General features: G+C 72.2%; 21 protein-coding genes. 12 read left to right on the forward strand and 9 right to left on the reverse strand.

Annotation, left to right across the window (positions count from 1 at the left end; genetic code table 11):
- Positions 1-11: 11 nt before the first annotated feature.
- Both ABTY04_RS01050 and yczE read right to left on the reverse strand, forming a co-directional pair.
- Positions 12-947, reverse strand: coding sequence for an ADP-ribosylglycohydrolase family protein (locus ABTY04_RS01050; protein ID WP_352211176.1), 936 nt, complete (start codon positions 945-947; stop codon positions 12-14).
- 85 nt (positions 948-1,032) lie between these two features.
- On the reverse strand, positions 1,033-1,731 hold the full coding sequence (gene yczE, locus ABTY04_RS01055) for a membrane protein YczE (protein WP_352211177.1): 699 nt from the start codon (positions 1,729-1,731) through the stop codon (positions 1,033-1,035).
- 268 nt (positions 1,732-1,999) lie between these two features.
- Here yczE and ABTY04_RS01060 point away from each other — a divergent pair, with 268 nt between their 5' ends.
- Complete coding sequence (locus tag ABTY04_RS01060; protein ID WP_352211178.1) at positions 2,000-3,787, forward strand: VanW family protein; 1,788 nt, start codon at positions 2,000-2,002, stop codon at positions 3,785-3,787.
- A gap of 150 nt (positions 3,788-3,937) precedes the next feature.
- Here the strand turns inward: ABTY04_RS01060 and ABTY04_RS01065 are convergent, their stop codons facing one another.
- Both ABTY04_RS01065 and ABTY04_RS01070 read right to left on the reverse strand, forming a co-directional pair.
- Positions 3,938-4,132: an acyl-CoA carboxylase epsilon subunit gene (locus ABTY04_RS01065; RefSeq protein WP_352211179.1), complete on the reverse strand. Its 195-nt coding sequence runs from the start codon at positions 4,130-4,132 to the stop codon at positions 3,938-3,940.
- A gap of 23 nt (positions 4,133-4,155) precedes the next feature.
- Positions 4,156-5,397 carry a cytochrome P450 gene (locus ABTY04_RS01070; protein WP_352211180.1) on the reverse strand — a complete coding sequence of 414 codons (1,242 nt, stop codon included), beginning with the start codon at positions 5,395-5,397 and terminating at the stop codon, positions 4,156-4,158.
- A 204-nt stretch (positions 5,398-5,601) separates the two neighbouring features.
- Between ABTY04_RS01070 and ABTY04_RS01075 the strand changes: the two genes are divergently transcribed.
- From ABTY04_RS01075 to ABTY04_RS01090, 4 genes are read left to right on the forward strand one after another with little or no spacing between them, the layout of a single operon-like run.
- The gene (locus ABTY04_RS01075; protein ID WP_352211181.1) at positions 5,602-6,663 is read left to right on the forward strand and encodes a type III polyketide synthase; all 1,062 of its coding nucleotides are present in this window, start codon (positions 5,602-5,604) and stop codon (positions 6,661-6,663) included.
- A 16-nt stretch (positions 6,664-6,679) separates the two neighbouring features.
- Positions 6,680-7,897, forward strand: coding sequence for a cytochrome P450 (locus ABTY04_RS01080; protein WP_352211182.1), 1,218 nt, complete (start codon positions 6,680-6,682; stop codon positions 7,895-7,897).
- Positions 7,894-8,430 carry a cupin domain-containing protein gene (locus ABTY04_RS01085; RefSeq protein ID WP_352211183.1) on the forward strand — a complete coding sequence of 179 codons (537 nt, stop codon included), beginning with the start codon at positions 7,894-7,896 and terminating at the stop codon, positions 8,428-8,430. Before ABTY04_RS01080 ends, ABTY04_RS01085 begins: the two co-directional genes overlap by 4 nt.
- Before the next feature lie 49 nt (positions 8,431-8,479).
- Positions 8,480-9,553 carry a hypothetical protein gene (locus ABTY04_RS01090; RefSeq protein ID WP_352211184.1) on the forward strand — a complete coding sequence of 358 codons (1,074 nt, stop codon included), beginning with the start codon at positions 8,480-8,482 and terminating at the stop codon, positions 9,551-9,553.
- On the opposite strand, the gene ABTY04_RS01095 is transcribed toward ABTY04_RS01090, so the two are convergent.
- From ABTY04_RS01095 to ABTY04_RS01105, 3 genes are all read right to left on the reverse strand, one after another.
- Entirely contained in the window at positions 9,542-11,059 is a 1,518-nt protein-coding gene (locus tag ABTY04_RS01095) for an MFS transporter (RefSeq protein ID WP_352211185.1), read from the reverse strand. The two genes, ABTY04_RS01090 and ABTY04_RS01095, sit on opposite strands and share 12 nt — an antisense overlap.
- Before the next feature lie 170 nt (positions 11,060-11,229).
- Complete coding sequence (locus tag ABTY04_RS01100) at positions 11,230-12,375, reverse strand: NUDIX domain-containing protein (protein ID WP_352211186.1); 1,146 nt, start codon at positions 12,373-12,375, stop codon at positions 11,230-11,232.
- Between the two features lie 70 nt (positions 12,376-12,445).
- Positions 12,446-13,069: a LysE/ArgO family amino acid transporter gene (locus tag ABTY04_RS01105; protein WP_352211187.1), complete on the reverse strand. Its 624-nt coding sequence runs from the start codon at positions 13,067-13,069 to the stop codon at positions 12,446-12,448.
- A gap of 69 nt (positions 13,070-13,138) precedes the next feature.
- On the opposite strand from ABTY04_RS01105, the gene ABTY04_RS01110 reads away from it, so the two are divergent.
- The 7 genes from ABTY04_RS01110 (at position 13,139) to ABTY04_RS01140 (ending at position 20,947) form a co-directional block, all read left to right on the forward strand.
- Positions 13,139-14,059, forward strand: coding sequence for a LysR family transcriptional regulator ArgP (locus tag ABTY04_RS01110; protein ID WP_352211296.1), 921 nt, complete (start codon positions 13,139-13,141; stop codon positions 14,057-14,059).
- A gap of 9 nt (positions 14,060-14,068) precedes the next feature.
- Positions 14,069-14,458 carry a TOBE domain-containing protein gene (locus tag ABTY04_RS01115; protein ID WP_352211188.1) on the forward strand — a complete coding sequence of 130 codons (390 nt, stop codon included), beginning with the start codon at positions 14,069-14,071 and terminating at the stop codon, positions 14,456-14,458.
- A 168-nt stretch (positions 14,459-14,626) separates the two neighbouring features.
- Positions 14,627-15,709, forward strand: a complete 1,083-nt coding sequence (gene corA, locus ABTY04_RS01120) for a magnesium/cobalt transporter CorA (protein WP_352211189.1) — start codon at positions 14,627-14,629, stop codon at positions 15,707-15,709.
- Positions 15,710-15,825: 116 nt separating this feature from the next.
- A complete protein-coding gene (locus ABTY04_RS01125) occupies positions 15,826-16,677 on the forward strand; it encodes a chitosanase (RefSeq protein ID WP_352211190.1) in 852 nt (283 codons plus the stop codon).
- 410 nt (positions 16,678-17,087) lie between these two features.
- Positions 17,088-17,441: a DUF805 domain-containing protein gene (locus ABTY04_RS01130; RefSeq protein ID WP_352211191.1), complete on the forward strand. Its 354-nt coding sequence runs from the start codon at positions 17,088-17,090 to the stop codon at positions 17,439-17,441.
- 244 nt (positions 17,442-17,685) lie between these two features.
- Positions 17,686-19,905, forward strand: a complete 2,220-nt coding sequence (locus ABTY04_RS01135; protein ID WP_352211192.1) for an NADP-dependent isocitrate dehydrogenase — start codon at positions 17,686-17,688, stop codon at positions 19,903-19,905.
- A gap of 220 nt (positions 19,906-20,125) precedes the next feature.
- On the forward strand, positions 20,126-20,947 hold the full coding sequence (locus ABTY04_RS01140) for a hypothetical protein (protein ID WP_352211193.1): 822 nt from the start codon (positions 20,126-20,128) through the stop codon (positions 20,945-20,947).
- Between the two features lie 21 nt (positions 20,948-20,968).
- On the opposite strand, the gene lgoX is transcribed toward ABTY04_RS01140, so the two are convergent.
- Complete coding sequence (gene lgoX, locus ABTY04_RS01145) at positions 20,969-22,918, reverse strand: L-glutamate oxidase LgoX (protein ID WP_352211194.1); 1,950 nt, start codon at positions 22,916-22,918, stop codon at positions 20,969-20,971.
- Between the two features lie 114 nt (positions 22,919-23,032).
- Entirely contained in the window at positions 23,033-23,518 is a 486-nt protein-coding gene (locus ABTY04_RS01150) for a hypothetical protein (protein ID WP_352211195.1), read from the reverse strand.
- Between the last annotated feature and the right edge of the window lie 257 nt (positions 23,519-23,775).

Consider the following 23,775-nt stretch of genomic DNA (forward strand, 5'->3'; position numbering starts at 1 on the left):
CGGCCGCCAGGTCAGGCCCCGGTGAACCAGTCCGGCAGGGCCTCGCGGCGGGTGAGCCAGCTCTCGGGGACGCCGGTCAGCCCGGTGCGGGCAGCGACCGTACCGCCGGTGATCGCACAGGTGGTGTCCACATCGCCGAGCCCCTCCGCGGTGGCCCACAGCGCGTCGGCGAGGCTGTCCGGGTGCCGGGCGGCCGACCACAGGGCGAAGGGGACCGTGTCGCTCGCCCGGATCCGCAGCCCGTTGCCGAGGAGTTCGGCGGCTCTCCACGGCTCGGTGTCCGCGGGCAGGGCGGCGGCCCGGAGCAGGCCCTCGCGGATCTCCCCGGCCGGTGTGCGGGCGGCCACCTCCCGCAGCAGCGCCGGCCCGTCCGGCGCGGGAAGGCCCCGGCTGCGGGCGGCCAGCGCGGCGGCCAGGGCCACGGCCACGGCTCCCGCGATCCCCTCCGGGTGCGCGTGCGTGACCTCGGCGGAGAAGGCGGCCTGCTCCGCCACCTCGTCCAGGTCCTCGCAGAACCACGCGCCCAGCGGCGCCACCCGCATCGCCGCCCCGTTGCCCAGGCTCCCCTCACCGCCGAAGAGGGTCCGCGTCCGCGTACGCCAACTCGACGGCTCCTGTGCGAGCACGGGCAGCAGTTCGTGCATGCCGTACCCGTAGCCGCGGTAGGCGTCCGCGAGATAGGCCGCGGCGAACGCCTCCGCCAACCGGTCCTGGTGCACCGCTCCGTGGAGCACCAGCACCTCGTGGAGCGCCACCGCCATGGCCGTGTCGTCCGTCCAGTGCCACGCGGGCTCCTCGGGCGTCCGGCGCGCCCGGATCGCCTCAAGCGCTTCCCGGGCGGCCCGGATGCGCGGGAACCAGCGCTCTCCGAACGCGTCGCCGAGGGCCAGGCCTTCCAGGGAATCGCGGGCGGCTGCGGGACGGGCGGGAGGGGGGATCGCACTCATGGCTGCATGCTGTCAGCGCGATTTCCCCTCACGCACCCGGATTTACGGTCCGCACGACATCCTGCGCACGGGCGGCGGCCGACGGTCAGCCGCACGCCTGAGCCGGGGCCGGCTCCTGAACCGGGGCCGGAGCGGGCGGCGGAGTGCCGGGCCGGCCGGACGCCGGGGCGCCGCCGTCCCCGGGCAGGGCGAACACGCGCAGGAAGAGCTGGGAGAGCGGCCCGATGGCCAGCGCGTACGCAACGGTGCCGACGCCGGCCGTCCCGCCCAGCAGGACGCCGGCCGCGAGGACCGTGAGCTCGATCCCGGTGCGCACCAGCCGCAGCGACCGCCCGGTCCGCCGGTGCAGCCCGGTCATGAGCCCGTCGCGGGGGCCCGGCCCGAAGCGGGCGGCGATGTAGAGGCCGGTGGCGACACCGTTGAGGACGATGCCCGCCGTCAGCAGGGCGGCCTGCGCGACCGCGCCGTGCACGTCCGGCACCACTGCGAGCGTGGCGTCCATGGACAGGCCGACGGCGAACACGTTGGAGACGGTGCCCAGCCCGGGCCGCTGGCGCAGCGGCACCCACAGCAGCAGCACCAGCGCCCCGACGGCCACGGAGACCGTGCCGATGCTCCACCCGGCGCGCTCGGCGAGCCCCTGGTGGAAGACGTCCCACGGATCCAGCCCGAGTCCCGCGCGGACCAGGAACGCCGAGCTCGCGCCGTACAGCGCGAGCCCGGCATAGAGCTGGAGGAGCCGACGGGGCAGACGCCGCGCGGGGCGGGCGGGGGCGAGGGGCACCGGTGGAGCCTTTCAGGGAGCCAAAGACCGACAGGAATCACGGTGTGGCATTCCCCGGACGGCCGAACAGGGCCAATCCGAGCCAAGTGGCCTTACTTTTGAGGCTCCGATTCAGGGGGCGCGCAGACCGGTATGCCGCTGGGCGCCCCGGTAGGCCCTCTTCGTGACAACAGGCACATTTTTGACCCCTTTAGTCCGAATTGGTGAATGCTGGTTGCCGGTCCACGCCGACGTACCAGAGCCACCGGCACCGGGAGAGACGAGAGACATGCGACGCGTAAACCGCCTGACGATCAACCGGCGGACGGCCCTGCCCCTCGTGGGCGGAGCCGTTGTCCTCAGCTTGGGAGGCCTCTACGTCACCGGTCTGGCCATGGCGGGCGACGCCATCGCCGACGGCACCCACGTACGCGGGGTCGACATCGGCGGCATGAGCCGTACGGAGGCGAAGTCCGCCCTCGACCACGCGCTCGGCCCCGCCGCGGCCGCCCCGATCGAGCTGCGGATCGGCGACCGCACCGAGAAGACCGCCCCCGCCGCGTTCGGGCTGTCCCTGGACACCGCGGCCACCGTCGACCGCGCCGCACGGTCGGGATCCGATCCCGTCACCGTGATCGGCCGCCTGCTCACCCCGGCCCAGGACCGGGACGTCGAGCCCGTGATCCGTACGGACGGCCCCACGAGCACGGCCGAGGTCGACCGGCTCGCCGCCGCCGGACGCCAGGTCCGCGACGGCGCCGTCACCTTCGAGGGCGGCGCGGCCCGGGCCACCGCCCCCGTCACGGGTCTCGCCGTGCGCGCCGACCGGGCCGCCGAGACCATCCGCGCCGCCTACCTGAACCCGCAGGGCGGGCCCGTCTCTCTCCCCGTCGACCAGAAACCGCCCGCGGTGGGCCGGCAGGAGACCGATCGGGCGCTCAAGGAGTTCGCCGAGCCCGCGATGTCCGGCCCGGTGAGCCTCACCGTGGCCGGAAATCCCGTCACCCTCACCCCCGCGGTGCTCGGCAGGCACCTGGCGGTCGAGCCCGACGCCCACGGCCGGCTGGTCCCGGAGCTCGACTCCAAGGCGCTGCTGGCCGACCCCGCCGTCGCCCGCCAGGTGGCCGCGGCCACCCGCCCCTCCCGTGGGGCCGTCTTCCGCGTCGACTCCGCCGGCAAGGTGGCCGTCGCCCAGGACGGGCGCTCCGGGGCGCAGGTCACCGAGAAGGCCCTCGCCGACGCCGTCGTCCCGCTGCTGACGCGCACCGGCGCCGCCCGCAGCGGGAAGCTCGCCGTGACGACGGTTCCCCCGCGGTTGACCGCCGCCGAGGCGCAGCGCCTGGGCATCAAGGAGAAGGTCTCCTCCTTCACCGTGAAATTCCCGGCCGCGCCGTACCGCACCACCAACATCGGCCGGGCCGTGCAGCTGATCAACGGCTCCGTCGTCATGCCGGGCCAGACGTGGAGCTTCAACAAGACGGTCGGCGAGCGGACCAAGGAGAACGGCTTCGTCGACGGCATCATGATCAACGACGGCCAGTTCACGAAGTCGCCCGGCGGCGGCGTCTCGGCGGTCGCGACGACCATGTACAACGCCATGTTCTTCGCCGGCGTCAAGCCTCTGGAGCACGGGGCGCACTCCTTCTACATCGAGCGCTACCCCGAGGGCCGCGAGGCCACCGTCGCCTGGGGCACCCTCGACCTGCGCTGGAAGAACGACTCCGGCCACGCGATCTACGTCCGGGCCGAGTCCACGGACACCTCGGTGACCATCAGCCTGCTCGGCACGAAGAAGTACGACGAGATACGCGCGACCAAGGGCCCGCGGACGAACGTCACCCCGCCGGGCAAGCGCACGGGCTCCGGTCCGGACTGTGAGGTGCAGACCCCGCTGGAAGGCTTCGACGTCTCCGTCGGCCGGGTCTTCGTCCAGGGCGGCAAGGAGGTCAAGCGGGAGACCTACCTCACGCACTACACCCCGCGCGACGAGGTCACCTGCGACCCGCAGACCCCGGCGGCCCCGGGCGCCTCGGTGCCCCCGACCGGCTCGGCCGCGCCGCAGCCGGGCCGCGCCTGACCCGGCACGGCAAGCCCGGCCCACCGGCCGCAGGGCCGTGATGCGGCCGTGCCGCCGCCCGGCCACGCGGCCGGCCGGGCGGGCGCAGGTGCCGCCCGCCCGGCCGCCGCAGCGACCGCTCCCACGGGAACTGCGCCGGGGCGCTCCCCGCTAGACGAAGGGGGAGGCCGGGCGGGCGCGCCAGGAATGCGCGGGATGGTGGACCACGGCCGCCAGGTTCCGGTCCCAGTGGGCTCGGTGGCGGCGGGTGGAACGGGGCGCGCACGGCATGTCGGCCGCGCGCGCCAGGATGAGCAGGGCGGCCGTGAGGGCCGCCAGTTCTATGTGGTCCGGCGTGCCCCGCACCACCCTGATCCGGTGCCGGCGTATCACCAGGACACCGGCAGGGTCTTGGGCCCGCGGATCAGCGCGCCCGCCTGCCACTCGATCTGTTCGGGCGGCACGGCGAGGGACAGGCGCGGGTAGCGTTCGAGCAGCGTGGTGACGATGATCTCGGACTCCATCCGGGCCAGCATGGAGCCGACGCAGTGGTGCGGGCCGTTCCCGAACGCCATGTGAGCGATGGGCCCGCGGTCGAAGTCCAGCGTGTCGGGGTCCGGGAAGACCTCGGGGTCGCGGTTGGCCGCCAGGTACGACGAGTACACCGTCTCGCCGGCCTTGACCGTGACCCCGGCGATCTCCACCTCCCGTGTGGCGATCCGCGGGAGACCCACTCCGCTGCGGTGCGGGATGAAGCGCAGCAGTTCGTCGACGGCCTGGGGGATCAGCTCCGGCTCCCTGCGCAGCCGTTCGAGGTGCTCCGGATGGGTGAGCAGAGCGAAGATCATGTTCGCGCTGTTGTTGCGCACCGCGTGCGCACCGCTTACGAGGATCGCGGTGGCGATCGAGACGGCCTCCGGCTCGGTGATCTCTCCGGCGTCGGCGGCCGCGGCGAGGACCCCGGCCAGGTCGTCGCTCTGCTTCGCCCGACGCATGGCGAGCAGGGCGACCACGCACTCGCGCACCGTTTTGAGGGCGTCGGTGCTCTTGTCGGGGGCCGGACCGGGGGTCATGATCACGTTCGCCCAGGAGGTCATGTTCTTGCGCATGTCCTGCGGCATCCCCAGCAGGTCGGCGACGGCCGCGAGCGGGAGCGGGCCGTGCAGGTGCTCGACCAGGTCCGCTGGCGAGCCGTGCCGCTCCATGGCGTCCAGCAGGCTGTCTGCGGTCTGCTGCACGGTCGGCCGCAGCTTCTGCATGCTCTTGCCGGTGAAGGCCCGTGCGACCACGCGGCGCATGTTGTTGAGGCGCGGCGGGTCGGCGTAGTTCATGGACGCCTGTTGTGAGGCGATCGCGTGCGGGGAGGAGGCGGTGATCGTACGGCCGACCAGTTCCTGCCTGCTGAAACGCGGGTCGGTGGTGGCAGCCTTCACGTCGGCGTAGCGCGCCATCAGCCAGGCGCTGCCCTGGCCGTAGGGCAGCCGGATCCGGACGGCCCGTTTGTCCCGCAGGCGGTCGTACAGGAACGGGTCGAATTCGAGCGCCTCGAAGTCGTCCATGTTCCAGCAGTGCACCGGTTCGCCCGTGGCCGGGTCCATCTCCGGCTCGGCCGTGTGCGGGTCTGACTTCATGGTTTGTCTCCCTGCGTGGATGTCACCCCCCAAGGCGCGATTCCACGGGAAATCGGCACAGCCATCCCTTCCCGCTCGTCACACGCTCCGCTGCCTTCCCGGTCCAGCGTCACCGGATTGGCCCATCTCACCAACGCCGTAGTCCCGCGCGCGCATCGACCGCGGGTCCGTGAGGCTGTGTCACACACGAAAGGAGAGCCACCCATGGCGACTCTGTGCAGGCCAACGGTGTGCGTGCCCGAGCACGTGATCACGATGGAGCAGACCCTGGATCTGGCCCGGTCCGTGCACGCGGACCATCCGCAGCTCGACCTGGCGCTGCGGCTGATCCGGAACACCGGCGTCGCGAAGCGGCACATCGTGCGCCCCATCGAGGAGACCCTCAAGCACCCCGGTTTCGAATCGCGCAACGCCGTGTACGAGGCCGAGGCCAAGGCGCGGGTCCCTGCGGTGGTGCGTGAGGCGCTGGAGGACGCGCAACTGCGTGCGCAGGACATCGACATGATCATCTATGTGTCGTGCACGGGCTTCATGATGCCGTCGCTGACCGCATGGCTGATCAACACGATGGGTTTCCGGACGGACACCAGGCAGCTCCCCATCGCCCAGCTGGGGTGTGCGGCGGGCGGCGCGGCGGTCAACCGGGCCCACGACTTCTGCACCGCGTACCCGGACGCGAACGCGCTCATCGTCTCCTGCGAGTTCTGCTCGCTGTGCTACCAGCCCAGCGACCTGGAAGTCGGCAACCTGCTCTCCAACGGCCTCTTCGGCGACGGCGTGGGCGCCGCCGTCGTACGCGGCAAGGGCGGCACCGGCATGGAACTGCACCGCAACAGCTCGTACATCATCCCCCAGACGGAGGACTGGATCATGTACGACGTCAAGGAGACCGGGTTCCACTTCAAGCTCGACCGACGGGTGCCCGGCACCATGGAGCCGCTCGCCCCGTCACTCAAGGACCTGGCCAAGACCCACGGGTGGGACGCCGCCGCGCTGGATTTCTACATCATCCACGCCGGCGGACCGCGCATCCTGGACGACCTCAGCAAGTACCTCGGTGTGGCACCCGAGGCATTCCGCTTCAGTCGGGCCACACTGACCGAGTACGGCAACATCGCCAGCGCCGTCGTCTTGGACGCACTGCGCCGACTCTTCGACGAGAACGGCACCGCTGACGCCGCGCGGGGCCTGCTGGCCGGTTTCGGCCCGGGCATCACCGCAGAAATCTCACTGGGCAGCTGGACCTCGGATCGAGGGACCGGGTGAGGGAGGAATTCGAAGAATGCTGAAGGACGGCCCCGCAACCGCAAGGCCACCCATCACGCACTGGCCCATCCCGGCTCTGGACGGGGTCGACTTCGACCCCGTCCTCGCCGACCTGATGCAGGCAGGCCCGGTGACCCGGATCAAGCTTCCCAACGGAAGCGGGTGGGCCTGGCTCGTCTGCCGGTACGAAGACGTGCGGATGGTGGCGAACGATCCCCGGTTCAGCCGCAAGCTGGTCGTGGATCACGATGTCACCCGCCTGGCCCCCCACTTCATCCCCGCGCCCGGGGCGGCCGGTTTCGAGGACCCGCCCGACCACACCCGGCTGCGCCGCACCGTCGCCGCGGCCTTCACCACCAACGGGGTGGAGCGCCTGCGCGCCCGGGCCATGGAGATGCTCGACGCGCTCGTCGTGGGGATCCTGCGCGACGGACCGCCCGTGGACCTGACCGAGCGCCTGCTCGCCCCCTTTCCGCTCGCCGTCGTGTGCGAGCTGATGGGCGTTCCGGAGGAGGACCGGCCCATGGTCCACGAATGGACCACCCTGATCCTCTCCTCGGCCATGGGCGCCGAGCGCAGCGAGCACGCCAAGAACGACATGTGTGCCTACCTGGGCGGACGCATGCGCGAAGGGGGCGTGGCGGGCAGCGACAGCATCATCGGGCTCCTCGTCAAGGCCATCGAGGCCGGCGAGGTCACCGAGGAGGAGGCCACCGGCGTGGCCCTGCTCATCCAGATCGGAGGCGAGGCCGTCACCAACAACGTGGGCAACATGGTCTACATCCTGCTCACCCGGCCGGACCTGATGGAACAGATGCGCAGCACACCCGGCCTGCGGCCCTCGGCGCTCAACGAGCTGCTGCGCTACATCCCGCACCGCAACGCGGTCGGGCTCTCCCGGGTCGCCACCGAGGACGTCATCGTCGCCGGCCAGCTCATCCGGGCGGGCGAAGCGATCTACGTTTCCTACCTCGCGGCCAACCGCGACGCGGACGTCTTCCCCGATCCCCACGAGCTGCATCTGGACCGCAGCCCCAACCCGCACGTCTCCTTCGGGTACGGACCCCACTACTGTCCCGGGTCGATGCTGGCCCGCCTGGAGTCCGAACTGCTCGTGGACGCGCTCCTCGACCGCTTCGAGGACCTGCGCTTCAGCGTCCCCGCGAGCGAACTGAAATGGCGGCGCGGGGCACTCATCCGCGGGCCCGTGGGCCTGCCCGTGGCCTGGTCATGACCGCGCACATCGCCCGTGACGGGCTGCTCGTGCCACCGGGCCAGGGCCGCAGGCTGCGCACCGACGCCCAGCAGGTCACGTTCAAGGTCACCGGGGAGCACTCCTCGGTGGCCTCCAGCTTCGAGGTCATCGTCCCGCCCGGATTCGACGTCGGGGCCCATCTGCACACCCGCAGCGAGGAGCTGTTCTACATCCTGGAGGGTGAACTCGACGTCATGGCCTTCGAGCCGCGCGTCCGTTCCGGGGACGACTGGCGACACTGGGAATCGCTCGACGGACGCCAAGCCGTCCGGGCTACCCCCGGAACCGTCATCGTGGTTCCGCCCGGCTGCCCGCACGCCTTCGCGAACCCCACCGGCGAACCGGCCCGGATGTTCTTCCAGGCCTCTCCGCCCCCCGACCACGAGCGGTACTTCGAGGAACTCCTCGAACTGCTCGACACGAGCGCCACCCCGGATCCGGCGGCGATCCGCGAACTGCGGAAGCGCTACGACATCGAACAGCTCACGCCGCTGCGCCACGAGCTGTCCTGACCACCACCGCAACACCCCCCACTCACACGCACCACGCTCGGGAGAATTCATGCTGCGCACGCGCCGCAAACTTCGCACTGCCACGTACGCCCTGGCGACCATGGTCGCCGCGAGCGCCTCGCTCGCTGCGGGCCCGGCCAGGGCCGCCGATGCCCTGCCGTCCCACTGGTGCTACGTCAATGGTGTCGAGGCCCCGCCCGGACAGGAGGTGCGGGGCACTTCGGCGGACGACATCATCCTGTGCGAGAACGACGTCGAGAACGTGATCATCTACGGCGGCGGCGGCAACGACAACATCCGCGTCAAAGGCATGCTGATCGACTCCCAGGTGCTCGGCGGCGAGGGCGACGACACGCTCCAGGTCAACAACCTCGCCCCGCGCACTGGCAGCTCCTCGGTGCGCGGCGGTCTGGGCAACGACACCATCATCACCGGGCTCGTCGTGGGCACGGCGGACCACGGGGCCAGCGTCTACGGCGACCACGGAGAGGACAAGATCACCACGGGCAGCGTCATGGGCCAGCCCGGCGAGTACGAGCGCGGCGGCGGCCAGGTCTTCGGCAATGACGGCGCCGACCTCATCCGCACGGGCAACGTCGACCTCGGCGGCCGGGTCCTCGGCGGCAGCGAGAACGACGTCATCGAGCCCAAGTCGGTCGGCGCGGAGTCCGCGGGCATCATCCTGGGCGGCCCGGGCAACGACACGGTCCGCGGCCTCAACGACACCGTCCTGACCATCGGACCGGGCTACGGACAGGTCGACGGCGGCCTCGGGGCCAATGCCTGCCGGGTGAGGCACTTCTCGACCGGCGAACGGGTCCGCAGCTCGCTGGCGAACTGCTCGAACAGCGAAGCGGGCCCGGCTCCCACGGCTCCCACGACCCCCGCCCAGCCGGCCTCGCCCGCGACCCCCGCCCAGCCGGCCTCGCCGGCGGCTCCCGCGGCTGCCGCGAAGCCGGCCTCGCCCGCGGCGCCCGTTGCCCCCGCGAAGCCGGCCTCGCCCGTTGCCCCGGCGAAGCCGGCTTCACCCGCCACCCTCGTGAAGCCGGCCTGGCCCGCCACCCCCGTGAAGCCGGCCTCGCCGGCGGCTCCCGCGGCCGCCGGCGCCCACTCACCGCGCTGACGGGCGGCGGCCTCCGGGAGCGCCGTGTGCGTGCTCCATCGACAGGCCGCCGGGAAGCATGAGCAGGGTCAGCACCGCGCCGGCGGCGAAGATCGCCGCCGATGCCGTGAAGACCGTGTGGTAACCCTCCAGGGCAGCCCGCGCCCTCAGGTCCGGCGTGGGCTGTCGGCCCGCCAGGGAGCGGGCGAAGGCTCCGGCGGCAAGGGTGCTCATCAGCGCCGTGCCGACGGAGCCGCCCGTCTGCCGCATGGCGTTGACCGTTGCGGAGCCCACGCCGGCGTCCCGCCGGTCGATCCCGGCCGTGCCGAGGTTCATGGCGGCCGCCGTGATCAGGCCCATGCCCAGCCCCGTGGCCACTTGGCCCGGCAGCACGTCGACGACGTACGGGCCGGTCGCCGTCACGTTCGTCATCCAGGCCATGCCGCACGCCGACAGCAGCATCCCGGTGACGATGCGCGGGCGTCCGCCGATCCGGCCGAGCAGCCCCGTGTTGCTGCCGATCGCACCGATCATGGTGCAGCCGGACATCGGCATGAAGGCGAAACCTGTCCTGGCCGGGCTGTAGCCGCGGGAGTGCTGCAGGTAGTACGTCAGGAACAGGAACACCCCGAACATGCCGACCCCGGTGATGAACACGGCCGCCAGCGCCGTGCCCCGGACCCGGTCGAGCACGATCCGCAGCGGCAGCAACGGGTGCGTGCTGCGGTGCTGCCACCAGACGAACGCGGTGAGCAGGAGGGCGGCGGACACCAGGAAGCCCAGGGTGTAGTCGGACTGCCAGCCGCGGGGGCCGGCCGTGGCGAGGCCGTAGACCAGGCAGAAGAGCCCGGACGAAGCCAGCACCGTGCCCGGCAGGTCGAGCCGCGGAGGGGCGGTGGGAACCGACGGCTTCAGCAGCAGCACGCCGCCGACGACGGCGACGGCGGCGAACACCAGGTTCACGTACATGGTCGAGCGCCAGCCCAGGTGCTCGGTGAGGAACCCGCCCAGCAGCAGCCCCACCGCGCCCCCGGACGCGGCGAGCGACCCGAACACGCCGAACGCCTTCCCGCGTTCGGCGGGGTCGGAGAAGGTGGTGGTGAGCAGCGACAGCGCGGCCGGGGCCAGCAGCGCCGCGAACACGCCCTGCAGGGCGCGGGCGGTGACGAGGACCCCGAAGGTGGCCGCGGCGCCGCCGAGCGCCGAGGCCGCGGCGAAGCCGATCAGCCCGATGAGGAACGCCCGCCGCCGCCCGAACAGGTCGGCCAGCCGGCCGCCGAGAAGCAGGAGGCTGCCGAAGGTGATCGCGTAGGCGGTCACCACCCACTGCCGCTCGTCGTCGGAGAACCCGAGGCCGGCCTGGGCGGAGGGCAGGGCGATGTTCACGATCGTGGCGTCGAGGACGACCACGAGCTGGGCGATGCCGATGACGGCGAGGATCCACCACCGGCGCGGATCAGGCTGCGCCGTGGCGTCGCGGACGGCTGGAGAGGTGCTGGTTCCGGGGCGGGTCGGCTCTGCGGACATGGTGGTACTCCATGGGTTCCGCTCGTTCTCGCGGGCGAGAGTGCGTGCGCGTGTGCGGGTGCGTGTGCGGGTGCGTGGACTGTCTCGTCCGACGATGCGTGAGACGGCCCCGGCACCCGCGCGCCACGCCACGATGCCGTCCGGATGGACCAGCGAAGAGGCCGTTTCTGCTACCGGTTCCCCTGGCCCCCGCGCTTCCCCTTGCCGCCCTTCTTCCGCTTCCGCGGGGCGCCGGCCGGGCGGCCGGCGTGGAGCTCCAGCGGGCCCGTGCCCTCGGTGCGGGCGCGCAGGCAGGCCTCGATCTGGCGGCGCAGGGACGGTTTGACCAGGGCGCGCAGCTCCGCGGCGGGCACCGCCCGCCAGCGGAGCAGTTCGAAGGGGGCGAGCCGGATCCGGGCCAGGGCGGCGGAGTCCAGCACCCCGCCGTCGTAGAGGAAGCGGACGCGGGCCGGAAAGCCCGGCTTGTGGGACCAGTTGACGCCGAGCAGCCGGCCCGGTTCGAGGTCGAGGCCGAGTTCCTCGCGCACCTCCCGGCGGGCGGCGGCGCGCGGGGTCTCGCCCGTGTCGCTGTCGATCCCGCCGCCCGGCAGGTTCCACCGGCCCGGCCCGCCGTACGCGGGCTCCACCAGCAGGATCGCGTCGGCGGCGTCCGTGTACAGCACGCTCGCCGCGGTGAGGGCCTTGGGGCGGGCGGCCCGGTGGCTCGCGGCGTCGAAGGAGCCGGTGTGTTCGAGGGCCGTGCGCCGCGCCGGGTCCAGGCCCGCCGGGGAGCCGGGCTGGGGCACACCGTCGACGAGGTGCGCGAGTGAGCCGGTGTTCAGGGCGGCCAGGCCGGCGCGCAGCCGGGGTGCGATCCGGGCGGGCAGCTCCGTGCACGCTTCGTCCGGCGGTAGCCACCGGGCCGCGGCGACCTCGCCGTCCGCGAAGGAGAGCGCGGCGGCCTGCTCGGGCGACAGCGGACCGACGAGGTGGACGTGGGCGATGAGGGAGCGGCCGAGCGAGCCGGGCCGCCGGGAGTCCACGGCGAGCAGCCGGCCGACCGGCACGGACAGGTCCAGCTCCTCCTTCAGCTCGCGGGCCAGCGCTTCCTCCGGCGTCTCGGTGTCCTCGACCGTGCCGCCCGGCAGTTCCAGGCCCGCTTTGTACGAGGGCGTCAGTACGAGGACCCGCCCGGCGGAGTCCAGCACGATCCCGGTGGCGGCGACGAGCGGGGACGGCCGGGCGGCGTAGTACGCGCGCACCGCGTCGGGGGAGGGGTGGCCGGGCGCGCGGCCCGAGGGATGGCCGGTCGGACGGTCGGACGGTCGGTCGGGCACTGCGGACTCCTGTGGTCGTACGGCGGCGCGGGGCGGATCGGCCGCCTGCGCCGGTCCGCCGTACTCGGCGTCAGGCCCGGGCCAGGAGCATTCCGCCCATCGTGACCATGGTCGCCGCCACGAGCCCGTCCAGCACCCGCCAGGCCGAGGGGCGCGAGAGCAGGCCGCCGAGCAGCCGGGCGCCGTAGCCGAGGGTGGCGAACCAGGTCAGGCTGGCCAGCCCGGCCCCGATGCCGAAGGCCCAGCGCAGGTCGCCGCGGTCGGCGGCGAGCGAGCCGAGCAGCAGCACGGTGTCCAGGTAGACGTGCGGGTTGAGCCAGGTCATGGCCAGGCAGGTCAGCACGGCCCGGCGGCGGGACCCGGCCGCCGCACCCTCGGTGTCGAGCGCCGCGCCGGGCACGGGCCGCAGCACCCTGCGGGCGGCGAGGAATCCGTAGCAGATCAGGAATCCGCCGCCGGCGATGGCGACCGCGGTCAGGGCTGCCGGCCAGGCGCTGACGAAGACGCCGACGCCGGCGACGCCGAGGGCGATGAGGGCCGCGTCGGAGAGGGCGCAGATCGCGACCACGGCGAGGACGGCGTGCCGGCGGGCGCCCTGCCTCAGGACGAAGGCGTTCTGCGCGCCGATGGCGACGATGAGGGAGAGTCCGGTGCCGAAGCCGGCGAGTGCCGCCGCGATGATGCCGTGTGTCATGCCTCCGACCGTAGGCACCGGAGTGTTTTCAGTACAGCTAAAGATTTTTACGTACCCTTAGCGTTCGTGATGGACGAACTTCCCCTGGACCAGGTACGCACCCTGCTCGCCGTGGTGGACGAGGGCACCTTCGACGCGGCGGCCGCCGCGCTGCACGTGACCCCGTCCGCCGTCAGCCAGCGGGTCAAGGCGCTGGAGCAGCGCACCGGGCGGGTCCTGCTCATGCGGACGAAACCGGTCCGGGCGACCGAGTCCGGGGAAGTGGTGGTCCGGTTCGCCCGGCAGCTGGCCCGGCTGGAGCGGGACGCGCGCGCCGAGCTCGGGATGGCGCAGGAGTCGGGCGGCCCGGTGCGGCTGCCGATCGCCGTCAACGCCGACTCGCTCGCGACCTGGTTCCTGCCGGCGCTCACCCGGGTGCCGCAGGATCCGCCGGTCTTCTTCGAACTGCACCGGGAGGACGAGTCCCACACCACGGCGCTGCTGCGGGAGGGCCAGGTGATGGCGGCGGTGACCTCCTCGCCGGACCCGGTGGCCGGGTGCACCGTACGCAGGCTCGGGCTGGCGCGGTACCTGCCGGTGGCGAGCCCGGACTTCGTGGCGCGGTATCTGGCCCGGGGCCTCGAACAGGGCCTGCGGGAGGCCCCGGTGATCGTCTTCGACCGGCGGGACGAGCTCCAGGACGTGTTCGTACGCTCGTTGACGGGAGATCAGGACGCCGGAGCGGGTCCGCTGCGCCACCACGTGCCGACCTCGGAGGGGTTCCGCGACGCCGTGGCGTCCGGGCTGGGCTGGGGGCTGGTGCCGCAGCCGCAGGCGGAGCCGCTGGTGCGTGCGGGCGCGCTGGTCCTGCTGGTGGCGCGGCGGCCGCTGGACGTGCCGCTGTACTGGCAGCAGTGGAAACTCGACTCCCCGGCGCTGTCGAGGGTGGCCGAGGTGATCGCGGCCGCGGCGTCCGAGGCACTGCGCCAGGACGGGGTCCGGCACCCGTAAGCTGCGGCCATGGAGTCCTACACGATCGGCCAGGCCGCGCGGCTGCTCGGCGTGAGCGTCGACACGGCCCGGCGCTGGGCGGACGCCGAGCGCTTCCCCACCCGCCGGGAGGGCGCGCGGCGGATGGTGGACGGGCCGGACCTGGCCGCGTTCTGCGTGGAGGTCGCCCAGGAGGGCGACCCCGAGGACACCCCGTACACCTCGGCACGCAATGCCTTCCCGGGGATCGTCACCGCCGTGAAGCTCGGCATCGTCGACGCCCAGGTCGAGATCCAGGCCGGGCCGCACCGCATCGTGTCGCTGCTGACCCGCGAGGCGGTGGAGGAGCTCGGCCTGGAGGTGGGTGCGCGGGCCGTGGCCCGGGTGAAGTCGACCAGCGTCTTCGTCGACCGGGTCTGACGCGGCCGCGGCGGGCCGCGCCGGGCGTCAAAGGCCCCGGCGTCCCACCGCGGTTCAGGGGTCTGCGGCAGCTCAGGGGCCGCGGCCCCCGGTGTCCCCGGGGAAGGGCGGGCCGGCGGCGGTGGCAGACTGGCGGCTGATCCGCCGAAGGGAAGTACCCCGTTGTCCATGTTCAGCAACCTGCGCCGGGCCGTGCGCCGCGGCTACCGGCGGGCCGTCGATCTCAGCCATCCGGCCCGCTCGCCGCTCGGCAGCGCGGTCGTCAACTGCGTGGTGTACGTGGACGGCGAACGGCAGGACGGCTGCGCCGAGGCCGAGGAGGCGCTGCGGCGGGTCCGCAAGACGGGCGACGGGTTCGTCTGGATCGGCCTGCACGAACCGGCCAAGGAGGAGCTCGACGGGCTCGCCGAGCTGTTCGGCCTGCACCCCCTCGCCGTCGAGGACGCGGTCAACGCGCACCAGCGCCCCAAGGTGGAGCGGTACGACGGGATATTGTTCTCCGTCTTCAAGACCGTGCGCTACGTGGAACACGAGGAACTCACCGCGACGAGCGAGGTGGTGGAGACCGGGGAGCTGATGGCGTTCACCGGCGACGACTTCGTCATCACCATCCGGCACGGCGGCCGCGGCACGCTGGGCCCGGTCCGCGAGAGCCTGGAAGCGGCCCCGGACCAACTGGCCAAGGGGCCGGCGTCGGTTCTGCACGCCATCGCCGACCATGTGGTCGACGACTACGTGGCCGTCACCGACGCGGTGCAGAACGACATCGACGCCGTCGAGACCGCCGTGTTCAGCGAGTACGGCAGCCGCGGCGATGCGGGCCGCATCTACCAGCTCAAGCGTGAACTGCTGGAACTGCGCCGGGCGGTGGCCCCGCTGAGCCGGCCGCTCCACCACCTGGCCACGGAGCCGATCCCGGTGATCCCGGCGGAGGCCCGCGCATACTTCCGGGACGTCGCCGACCACTTGACCCGGGCCACCGATCAGATCGGCGCGTACGACGCGCTGCTCGACTCCATCCTCCAGGCGCATCTCGCGCAGGTGACCGTCGCTCAGAACGAGGACATGCGCAAGATCACGGCTTGGGCCGCCATCGTCGCCGTGCCGACCATGGTCTGCGGGATCTACGGCATGAACTTCGACAACATGCCCGAGCTGCACTGGACATACGGCTACCCGATCGTGGTCGGCGTCATGGCCCTCGCCTGCTTCGTCATCCACCGGGGCTTCCGCCGCAACGGCTGGCTCTGACTCCCGCAAGTCCCACCCGGCACACATGGCCTGTACGGGTATTGAGCCGTCCCGAATTCTGGTAGTAAAGTTTCCTAACGAAATCGGGTACGACTCAACTCCCCTATGGAGGTCTTGTGTTCACCCCCCACCGCAAGAAGACGGCCATCGGCGCCCTGCTCGGCGGGGCGCTGCTCGCCGTACCGGTCACCGCCCACGCCACCGCCGCACCCGCACCCGCTTCCGCGCCCTCCTCCGCGGCCGCGGTGCCCGCCGCGGCCGTCGGCCTCGACGATCCGGCGAAGAAGGACATCGCCATGCAGATCGTCTCCAGCGCGGAGAACTCCTCGCTGGACTGGAAGGCGCAGTACAAGTACATCGAGGACATAGGCGATGAACGCGGCTACACGGCCGGCATCATCGGCTTCTGTTCCGGCACCGGCGACATGCTCGACCTCGTCGCGTACTACACCCAGGTCAAGCCGGGCAACGTGCTCGCCAAGTACCTGCCGGCCCTCCGCAAGGTCAACGGCTCCGACTCGCACGCCGGACTCGACCCGAACTTCACCAAGGACTGGGCGAAGGCGGCCCAGGACGGCGAGTTCAGGAAGGCCCAGGACCACGAGCGCGACCGGGTCTACTTCAACCCCGCCGTCAAGCAGGGCAAGTCCGACGGGGTCGGCACGCTGGGCCAGTTCATCTACTACGACGCCATCGTGATGCACGGCGACGGCAGCGACTCCACCAGTTTCCGCAACATCCGCAAGCGGGCGCTGTCCAAGGCCAAGCCCCCGTCCCAGGGCGGGACCGAGACCGCCTGGCTGAACGCCTTCCTCGACGCCCGCGTCTGGGCGATGAAGCAGGAGGAGGCGCACAGCGACACCAGCCGCGTCGACACGGCGCAGCGGGTCTTCCTCAAGAAGGGCAACCTGAACCTCGACACCCCGCTCGACTGGAAGGTCTACGGGGACTCCTTCCACATCGGCTGAACCGGCCGGTGAGTCCACGGCGTCCAGAGCCGGGCCGGCCGTCCGGCTCGGGGCGCCTGGGCGAGCGGCGGCGGGCGGCGCCGCATGTCGCAGGGGTATAACGATGTGGACGCGGATGAGCATGCTCCGCCGGTGACAACGGCGTGCGTGGGCCGACGCCGACGGGCTCAGGAGGCTCTCCAGCCCCGGGGAAAGACCCCCGTCACCCCGGTTTCGTCACCCCGGGTGACCTGACACGACCCGTGGGTTCCAAGTGGCGCCCGGTACCGGTGATTTTGGTTGGTGAACCCACGGAACGCCGCTCTTCCGTCGTCTTGGGAACTGGCTTGACCGCCACGTAAGCGGGGCATAAGTTCTGCCCCGGCTTGCTCCAGCAGGACGGGCCGACGAACCGTCCTCTGGGGGGACACATGCACTACTACACCGACGTCCTGAAGAAGTACACCGTCTTCTCCGGCCGCGCCCGCCGCCAGGAATACTGGATGTTCTTCCTGTTCAACCTGGCCGCGACGATCATCGTCGCCGTCGTCGACAGCGCGCTCGGCACGTACCCGCTCCTGTACGCGATCTACGCGCTCGGCGTTCTCCTCCCGGGTATCGCCGTCGGTGTGCGCCGTCTGCACGACACCGGCAAGTCCGGCTGGTGGATGTTCATCGCCCTCGTCCCGCTGATCGGCGGCATCTGGCTCATCGTCCTCATGGCGACCGAGGGCCAGCCGCAGCCCAACGAGTACGGCCCGAACCCCAAGGCCGTCCACGCCTGAGCAGGCCCGTACGCCTGAGTGTCTGAGTGCCTGAGCGCCGCCCGGCCGGAAACGGTCACCGGGCGGCGCTCTCGCCGTTTCCCGGGCCCGGCAGGTCCCGCCCGGGGCCGCGCCCTGGGCCCAGGGTGACACGCGTCTCGCGGCGCTTGCGGCAGGGGGCTGTCCTGACCGGCCCGATCACGAGATATCTTGATGTCGAGCAATGTTGCAGACGAGAGACGCAGACTGTGGAGCGGAGCATCCGGTGACTGACTCGACCATCATCTACACGCACACTGACGAGGCCCCGGCCCTCGCGACGTATTCCTTCCTGCCTGTGATCCAGGCGTACGCGTCGACGGCCGGTGTGAATGTCGAGACCCGTGACATCTCCCTGGCCGGTCGGATCATCGCCAGCTTCCCCGAGCACCTGGAAGAGGGCCAGCGGATCGCCGACGCCCTCGCCGAGCTCGGCGAGCTGGCGAAGACGCCCGAGGCGAACATCATCAAGCTGCCCAACGTCTCGGCTTCGATCCCGCAGCTGAAGGCCGCGATCGCCGAGCTCCAGGGCCAGGGCTACGCCCTCCCGGACTACCCGGACGACCCGAAGTCCGACGAGGAGCGCGAGATCCGCGCCCGCTACGACAAGATCAAGGGCAGCGCCGTCAACCCGGTCCTGCGCGAGGGCAACTCCGACCGCCGCGCCCCCGCCTCGGTCAAGAACTACGCCAAGGCCCACCCGCACCGCATGGGCGCCTGGACCCCCGAGTCGAAGACGAACGTCGCCACCATGGGCGAGAACGACTTCCGCTCCACGGAGAAGTCCGCCGTGATCGCCGAGGCCGGCACGCTCCGCATCGAGCACGTCGACGCCGACGGCGCCGCCACCGTCCTGCGCGAGTCCGTACCGGTCCTGGCCGGCGAGGTCGTCGACGCGTCCGTGCTGCACGTCGACGCCCTGCGCACCTTCCTGAACGACCAGATCGAGCGCGCCAAGGCCGAGGGCGTCCTCTTCTCCGTGCACCTCAAGGCCACGATGATGAAGGTCTCCGACCCGATCATCTTCGGCCACGTGGTCCGCGCGTTCTTCCCGAAGACCTTCGCCCGCCACGGCGAGACCCTGGCCGCCGCCGGCCTGTCCCCGAACGACGGCCTCGGCACGATCCTGAACGGCCTGGGCGCGCTGCCCGACGCCGACGCGATCAAGGCCTCCTTCGACGCCGAGATCGCCGAGGGCCCGGCCCTCGCGATGGTCGACTCGGACAAGGGCATCACCAACCTGCACGTCCCGTCCGACGTCATCGTCGACGCCTCCATGCCGGCCATGATCCGCACCTCCGGCCACATGTGGGGCCCGGACGGCAACGAGGCCGACACCCTCGCGGTCCTCCCGGACAGCAGCTACGCGGGCGTCTACCAGGTCGTCGTCGACGACTGCCGCGCGCACGGCGCCTTCGACCCGTCCACCATGGGCTCGGTGCCGAACGTCGGCCTCATGGCCCAGAAGGCCGAGGAGTACGGCAGCCACGACAAGACCTTCGAGATCGCCGCCGCGGGCACCGTCCGCGTCGTCGACGCCGCGGGCAACACCGTCCTGGAGCAGCAGGTCGCCAAGGGCGACATCTTCCGCGCCTGCCAGACCAAGGACGCGCCGATCCAGGACTGGGTCAAGCTCGCCGTCACCCGCGCCCGCGCCACCGGCGTCCCGGCCGTCTTCTGGCTCGACGAGGGCCGCGCGCACGACGCGCAGCTGATCGCCAAGGTCAGGACGTACCTCGCCGACCACGACACCGACGGTCTCACCATCGAGATCCTGTCCCCGGTCAAGGCCACCGCGTACTCCCTGGAGCGCATCCGCCGCGGCGAGGACACCATCTCGGTGACCGGCAACGTGCTGCGCGACTACCTGACCGACCTGTTCCCGATCCTGGAGCTGGGCACCAGCGCCAAGATGCTGTCGGTCGTCCCGCTCATGAACGGCGGCGGCCTCTTCGAGACCGGCGCCGGCGGCTCCGCCCCGAAGCACGTCCAGCAGCTGGTCAAGGAGAACTACCTGCGCTGGGACTCCCTCGGTGAGTTCCTCGCGCTGGCCGTCTCCTTCGAGCACCTCGCGACCACCACCGGCAACGCCCGCGCCCAGGTGCTGGCCGACACCCTGGACCGCGCGACCGGCACCTTCCTCAACGAGGACAAGTCGCCGAGCCGCAAGCTGGGCGGCATCGACAACCGCGGCAGCCACTTCTACCTCGCCATGTACTGGGCGCAGGAGCTGGCCAAGCAGACCGACGACGCCGAGCTGGCCACCGCGTTCGAGGCACTCGCCAAGACGCTGGGCGAGCAGGAGGAGACCATCGTCGGCGAGCTCATCGCCGTCCAGGGCTCCCCGGCCGACATCGGCGGGTACTACCAGCCCGACGCCGCCAAGGCCGCTGCGGTCATGCGCCCGTCCGCGACGTTCAACCAGGCGATCGCGACGCTCGCGTAACGTCAGCAGGTCCTGAGGGGTCCGCCCCGGCCGGCAGCCGCCGGCCGGGGCGGACCCGTCCCGGGCACCGTCCGGGACACCGGCCCCGGCGAGGTGGTCCTCGGGCTGCCCGTGGACGAGTGGAAGCGGGCGGCCGAAGCACGACCGTGACCACCGGCGGGCCCTGGCGCGCCCGGGGAGGGTGCGTTACCGTGCCGCCGGGGTTCCGGGGGGAGAACGGGTGGCACGTCGCAAGAACACGTCCTGCGGGGGCATCGGCTGCGCGGGGTACCTCCTGCTCAATGTCATGGGGCTCGTCGGCGTCCTGCTCGCGTTCCCCGTGCTGCTGCCCGACCTGATGGCCGGGCAGACCCCGCCGCTGCAGGTGGAGGGCGCCGGCCAGTGGGCCCTCGTGTACGCCACCCCGGTCGCCGTGGCCCTCGTGCTCGTCGCGATCGCAGGGCGCGGCGGGCGCACTCCTTGGTGGATGTTCCCGGCCCGGGTGGCCGTGCTGCTCGCGGCCGTCGCCGCCGCCGTCGGGTACGCCGAGGGGCGGGTGGCCGCGCAGCCCTGGAACGTCCGGGTGAGCACCGAGGCCTGCGCCGCCGGGTTCGCGGCCCTCGTCGTCTGCCTGGGCGTGCGGTGGTGGGACAGGTGGGCCGGAGCCCGCCCCAGGCCGGGCGAGGTCTGGCTGGCCATGGTGCCGCTGCGGGAGGACCCGCAGCAGCAGCTGCGGCACTACTGCGTGGTCCTGGGGACCGGGTCGGGAGGCGCCCGGGTCGCCCAGATCACCAGCAAGGACAAGGACGGCCGGCGCGACCACATCCGGATCCCGAACCACGGCTGGGACGAGTTCTCGGGCCGTCCCCACTGGGTGGAGATCGGCCGCGATCCGCGTGTGGTGCCCTACCGCGGTTTCCTCAAGTCCCGGCCCCAGGGCCCGTGCCCGGATGACGTCTGGGCCCAGCTGCGGGCCCGCCTCCCGGCGGACACGGCCCCCGAGGCCCCCGCGGCGTCCGTCCCCCGGCTGCTGCAGCGGATCCTGCGCAGGTACCGCGGCTGACCGGGGGCACGGTGCGGCCCGTCAGTCGGCCAGGTGGACCTCCAGCGCCGCCCGCACGGCCGACTCCAGCGCGCCCTCGATCCACGCCGGCTTGACGGACGTGTGGCAGCCCGCGAAGTGCAGCCGGCCCTCGGGGCGGCCCACGTGCGGGAACAGCTCGGTGTGCTGCCCCGGCAGCAGCACCGAGGCCTCTCCGTACGCGTACGGGTCGCGCATCCACGACTGGGTCGCGCCGACGCCCGTGTAGAACACCTCGATCCGCTGCCCGTAGACCTCCTGCAGGCCGGCCAGGGCCCGCGGGTAGCGCTCGGCGTCCTCGAAGGCGTCCCACTTCAGGGCGTCGTCGGCCCAGCTGTACGAGGCCAGCACCACCCCGCCCGCGCTGCCCTCCACGGGGTGCGAGGGCTGGAACATGAAGCGGTTCGCGTTGTCGGCGGTGGAGCCGCCGCCCACCACGCCCGCGGCCTCCGGCTGGTCCCGGGCGACGAGCCGGCTGGCCGCGTAATGTGCGCGCTGTGCCTGCGTGACATGCCCCTTCGGGGCCGACGGGTGGGCGGCCAGCAGCGAGCTGTCGCCCGGTGTCCGGCCCAGTTGGTAGTCGGTGTACAGGCCCGTGCGGACGGCCTCCAGCTCGCGCTTCCAGTCCGCCTCGGTGAACTCCCACCAGCGGCGGCTGAATTCGAGGAGCACCTTCGTCGCCGCGTCGTAGTGCAGCTCGGTGACCGCGCGCCGCTTGCCGTACGAGAGGGCCGGCGTGACCGGGATGTGCCGCAGTCCGGAGAAGGGCACGGTGACGACGGCGATGTCGCCGGTGAACGTCTCGCGCACCACCGGGCGGCCGTCGCGGCCCTCGGAGACCGTCTCCACGGTGACCGACTTCTTCGCCGTGTCCTGGGTGATCCGGGTGACGCGCCGGTCGAGCCTCACCAGGTCCTGGACCCGGGCATACATCGCGTCGGCCAACGTGCCGGTGCCCGCGGGGAGTTCGTAGAAGGAGGTGTCCGGGCTGATCAGGGCCGAGGAGATGAAGGAGTGCAGGAAGGTGAGGTGGAGCCGGGAGGTGAGGTTCTCGACGGTGCCGATCAGGTCGACAGTCCGCTCGTCCAGCCCGGCCTCGTCGTTGAGGTAGCGGTACATCGACATGTGGCCGTAGCGCTGGATCACCTGCGCCCAGCCCTCGACGAGGGCGCGGCCCTTCTTGCCGTCGATCAGCTTGCGCACGGGGGCGAGGGCCCCGCGTACGATCTGCGCGGCCGGGGTGCTCTCGTAGGCGGCCGGGACCCCGAAGGAGCGGTTGACGGCACGCGGGTCGCGCGCGTAGTCGGCGCGCCGCACGCGGATGCCGTTGACGAGGATCCAGGTGCGGTACGCGGGGTGGCCCGAGCCGTCCACGTCGACCAGGTGGAAGGGGCGCCGCTGCAAGCCCAGGCCGTCCATCAGCCCGGTGACCAGGGGGTGGCTGTCCGGGATGCGCATGGCGCCGGCCTCGGCGTACTGCCTGGGGTCGGCGAAGGGCGCCGCGGCCCGCTCGTGGCCGCCCGCACGGAAGGTCTTGATCCGTCCGCCGACGCGGTTGGCGTTCGCCTCGATCACGGTGACCCGGTGGCCGGCCGAGCTCAGCAGATGGGCGGCCGTGAGGCCGGCGGGCCCGGCGCCGATGACGAGCACCTTCTTGGGTGCCCTGCGGGACCGCGGGAGCCCGGACTTCAGCAGGACGTCGGAGTAACGGGGCGCCAGGGGCTGGTCGTCCTCGTCCAGCACCAGGACCGCGCGGGCCACCGACAGGCAGGTCTCCCAGTCGGCGGAGGGGGCCGCGGCCGGTGCGAGGGAGGGCGCGAGGGAAGGTGCGAGGGAGGGCGCCGCGGCCGAGGAGGCCGCTCCGGCCACGGAGAGGGCGCCCGCGCCCGCCCCGGCGAGCAGGGTGCGCCGGGTGGTCGTGCCGGCGGCGGGGGAGGGGGGTTCAACGATCATGGAACCACCCTCGGGGTGCCCAGGACCGGACGCGCGTGGACCGGGCCCCAAACCACCCGAAGGTGCGGCGCGGTCAACTCCGCGCTGACGCCGCACGGTTGGGGTCGTCCCCGATCAGAGACGGTGCACACGTTCCCCCTCGAAGTTCAGCGGCGACCGGCCCGCGGCCAGGATGCGCAGTCCCGGGGCCGCGGTGAGCAGCTTCCGCAGCCAGGCCAGGGTCTCCGGTGCGAGCTGGTCGGTGCCGTCCAGGACGAGCAGCATGTCCCGCTCCGCGAGCCACGAGAGGGCGTTGGCCCTTCCGCAGGGCAGGAACGGCATGCCCGGTACGCAGCCCAGTGCGGCCGTCAGCTCGCGCAGGCCGAACGGGCGGTCGATCGCGACCACGACGACCCCGTCGCAGAAGTTGGACGGGAGCCGCTCGGCGATCTCCCGCACCAGCCGGCTCCGTGGCTCCCGGAACAGCCCGGTGACTGTCAGGACCCGTCCCCGCCGGACGGCGGTCAGCAGCCGGGACAGCTCGTCGGATGTCGCCGGCGGCGTGCCGGCACGGCCTGAATCCCTCATCGGCACGATGCCCCCCACTGCATGCGTGTCCATGCGCGGCCAAGGGTTCTTTCGGGCCGCGTAGCGATGATTATGCGTCAGTTCTGCCGAAAGGCCAGGGGAATGTCGGATTCCGCAGAAAGGCCCGTGCCGCCCCGCACCGCCCGCTGATCACCGCAGTTGTACACGTGATGGACTTTTGTCCAGCCGGCGCCCCGTTCTGCCGGGGCCTGCGCCCGTCCCCCTGCGAACGGTTGTCCGGGAGCCGCCGATCGGCTCTACTGCTGTGCAGTCCCGTACCCGGGGCACGT

The sequence above is a fragment of the Streptomyces sp. NPDC097981 genome (assembly GCF_040302565.1).
GTDB lineage: Bacteria > Actinomycetota > Actinomycetes > Streptomycetales > Streptomycetaceae > Streptomyces.

Bases quoted from the DNA above. Each gene is read 5' to 3' on its own strand.
- ABTY04_RS01130 (WP_352211191.1), top strand. From the start codon at position 17,088: ATGCACTACTACACCGACGTCCTGAAGAAGTACACCGTCTTCTCCGGC.
- ABTY04_RS01150 (WP_352211195.1), bottom strand. From the start codon at position 23,518: ATGGACACGCATGCAGTGGGGGGCATCGTGCCGATGAGGGATTCAGGC.
- ABTY04_RS01070 (WP_352211180.1), bottom strand. From the start codon at position 5,397: ATGAAGTCAGACCCGCACACGGCCGAGCCGGAGATGGACCCGGCCACG.
- ABTY04_RS01080 (WP_352211182.1), top strand. From the start codon at position 6,680: ATGCTGAAGGACGGCCCCGCAACCGCAAGGCCACCCATCACGCACTGG.
- corA (WP_352211189.1), top strand. From the start codon at position 14,627: ATGTTCAGCAACCTGCGCCGGGCCGTGCGCCGCGGCTACCGGCGGGCC.
- ABTY04_RS01095 (WP_352211185.1), bottom strand. From the start codon at position 11,059: ATGTCCGCAGAGCCGACCCGCCCCGGAACCAGCACCTCTCCAGCCGTC.
- ABTY04_RS01090 (WP_352211184.1), top strand. From the start codon at position 8,480: ATGCTGCGCACGCGCCGCAAACTTCGCACTGCCACGTACGCCCTGGCG.
- ABTY04_RS01075 (WP_352211181.1), top strand. From the start codon at position 5,602: ATGGCGACTCTGTGCAGGCCAACGGTGTGCGTGCCCGAGCACGTGATC.
- ABTY04_RS01050 (WP_352211176.1), bottom strand. From the start codon at position 947: ATGAGTGCGATCCCCCCTCCCGCCCGTCCCGCAGCCGCCCGCGATTCC.
- ABTY04_RS01060 (WP_352211178.1), top strand. From the start codon at position 2,000: ATGCGACGCGTAAACCGCCTGACGATCAACCGGCGGACGGCCCTGCCC.
- ABTY04_RS01115 (WP_352211188.1), top strand. From the start codon at position 14,069: ATGGAGTCCTACACGATCGGCCAGGCCGCGCGGCTGCTCGGCGTGAGC.
- lgoX (WP_352211194.1), bottom strand. From the start codon at position 22,918: ATGATCGTTGAACCCCCCTCCCCCGCCGCCGGCACGACCACCCGGCGC.
- ABTY04_RS01085 (WP_352211183.1), top strand. From the start codon at position 7,894: ATGACCGCGCACATCGCCCGTGACGGGCTGCTCGTGCCACCGGGCCAG.
- ABTY04_RS01110 (WP_352211296.1), top strand. From the start codon at position 13,139: ATGGACGAACTTCCCCTGGACCAGGTACGCACCCTGCTCGCCGTGGTG.
- ABTY04_RS01105 (WP_352211187.1), bottom strand. From the start codon at position 13,069: ATGACACACGGCATCATCGCGGCGGCACTCGCCGGCTTCGGCACCGGA.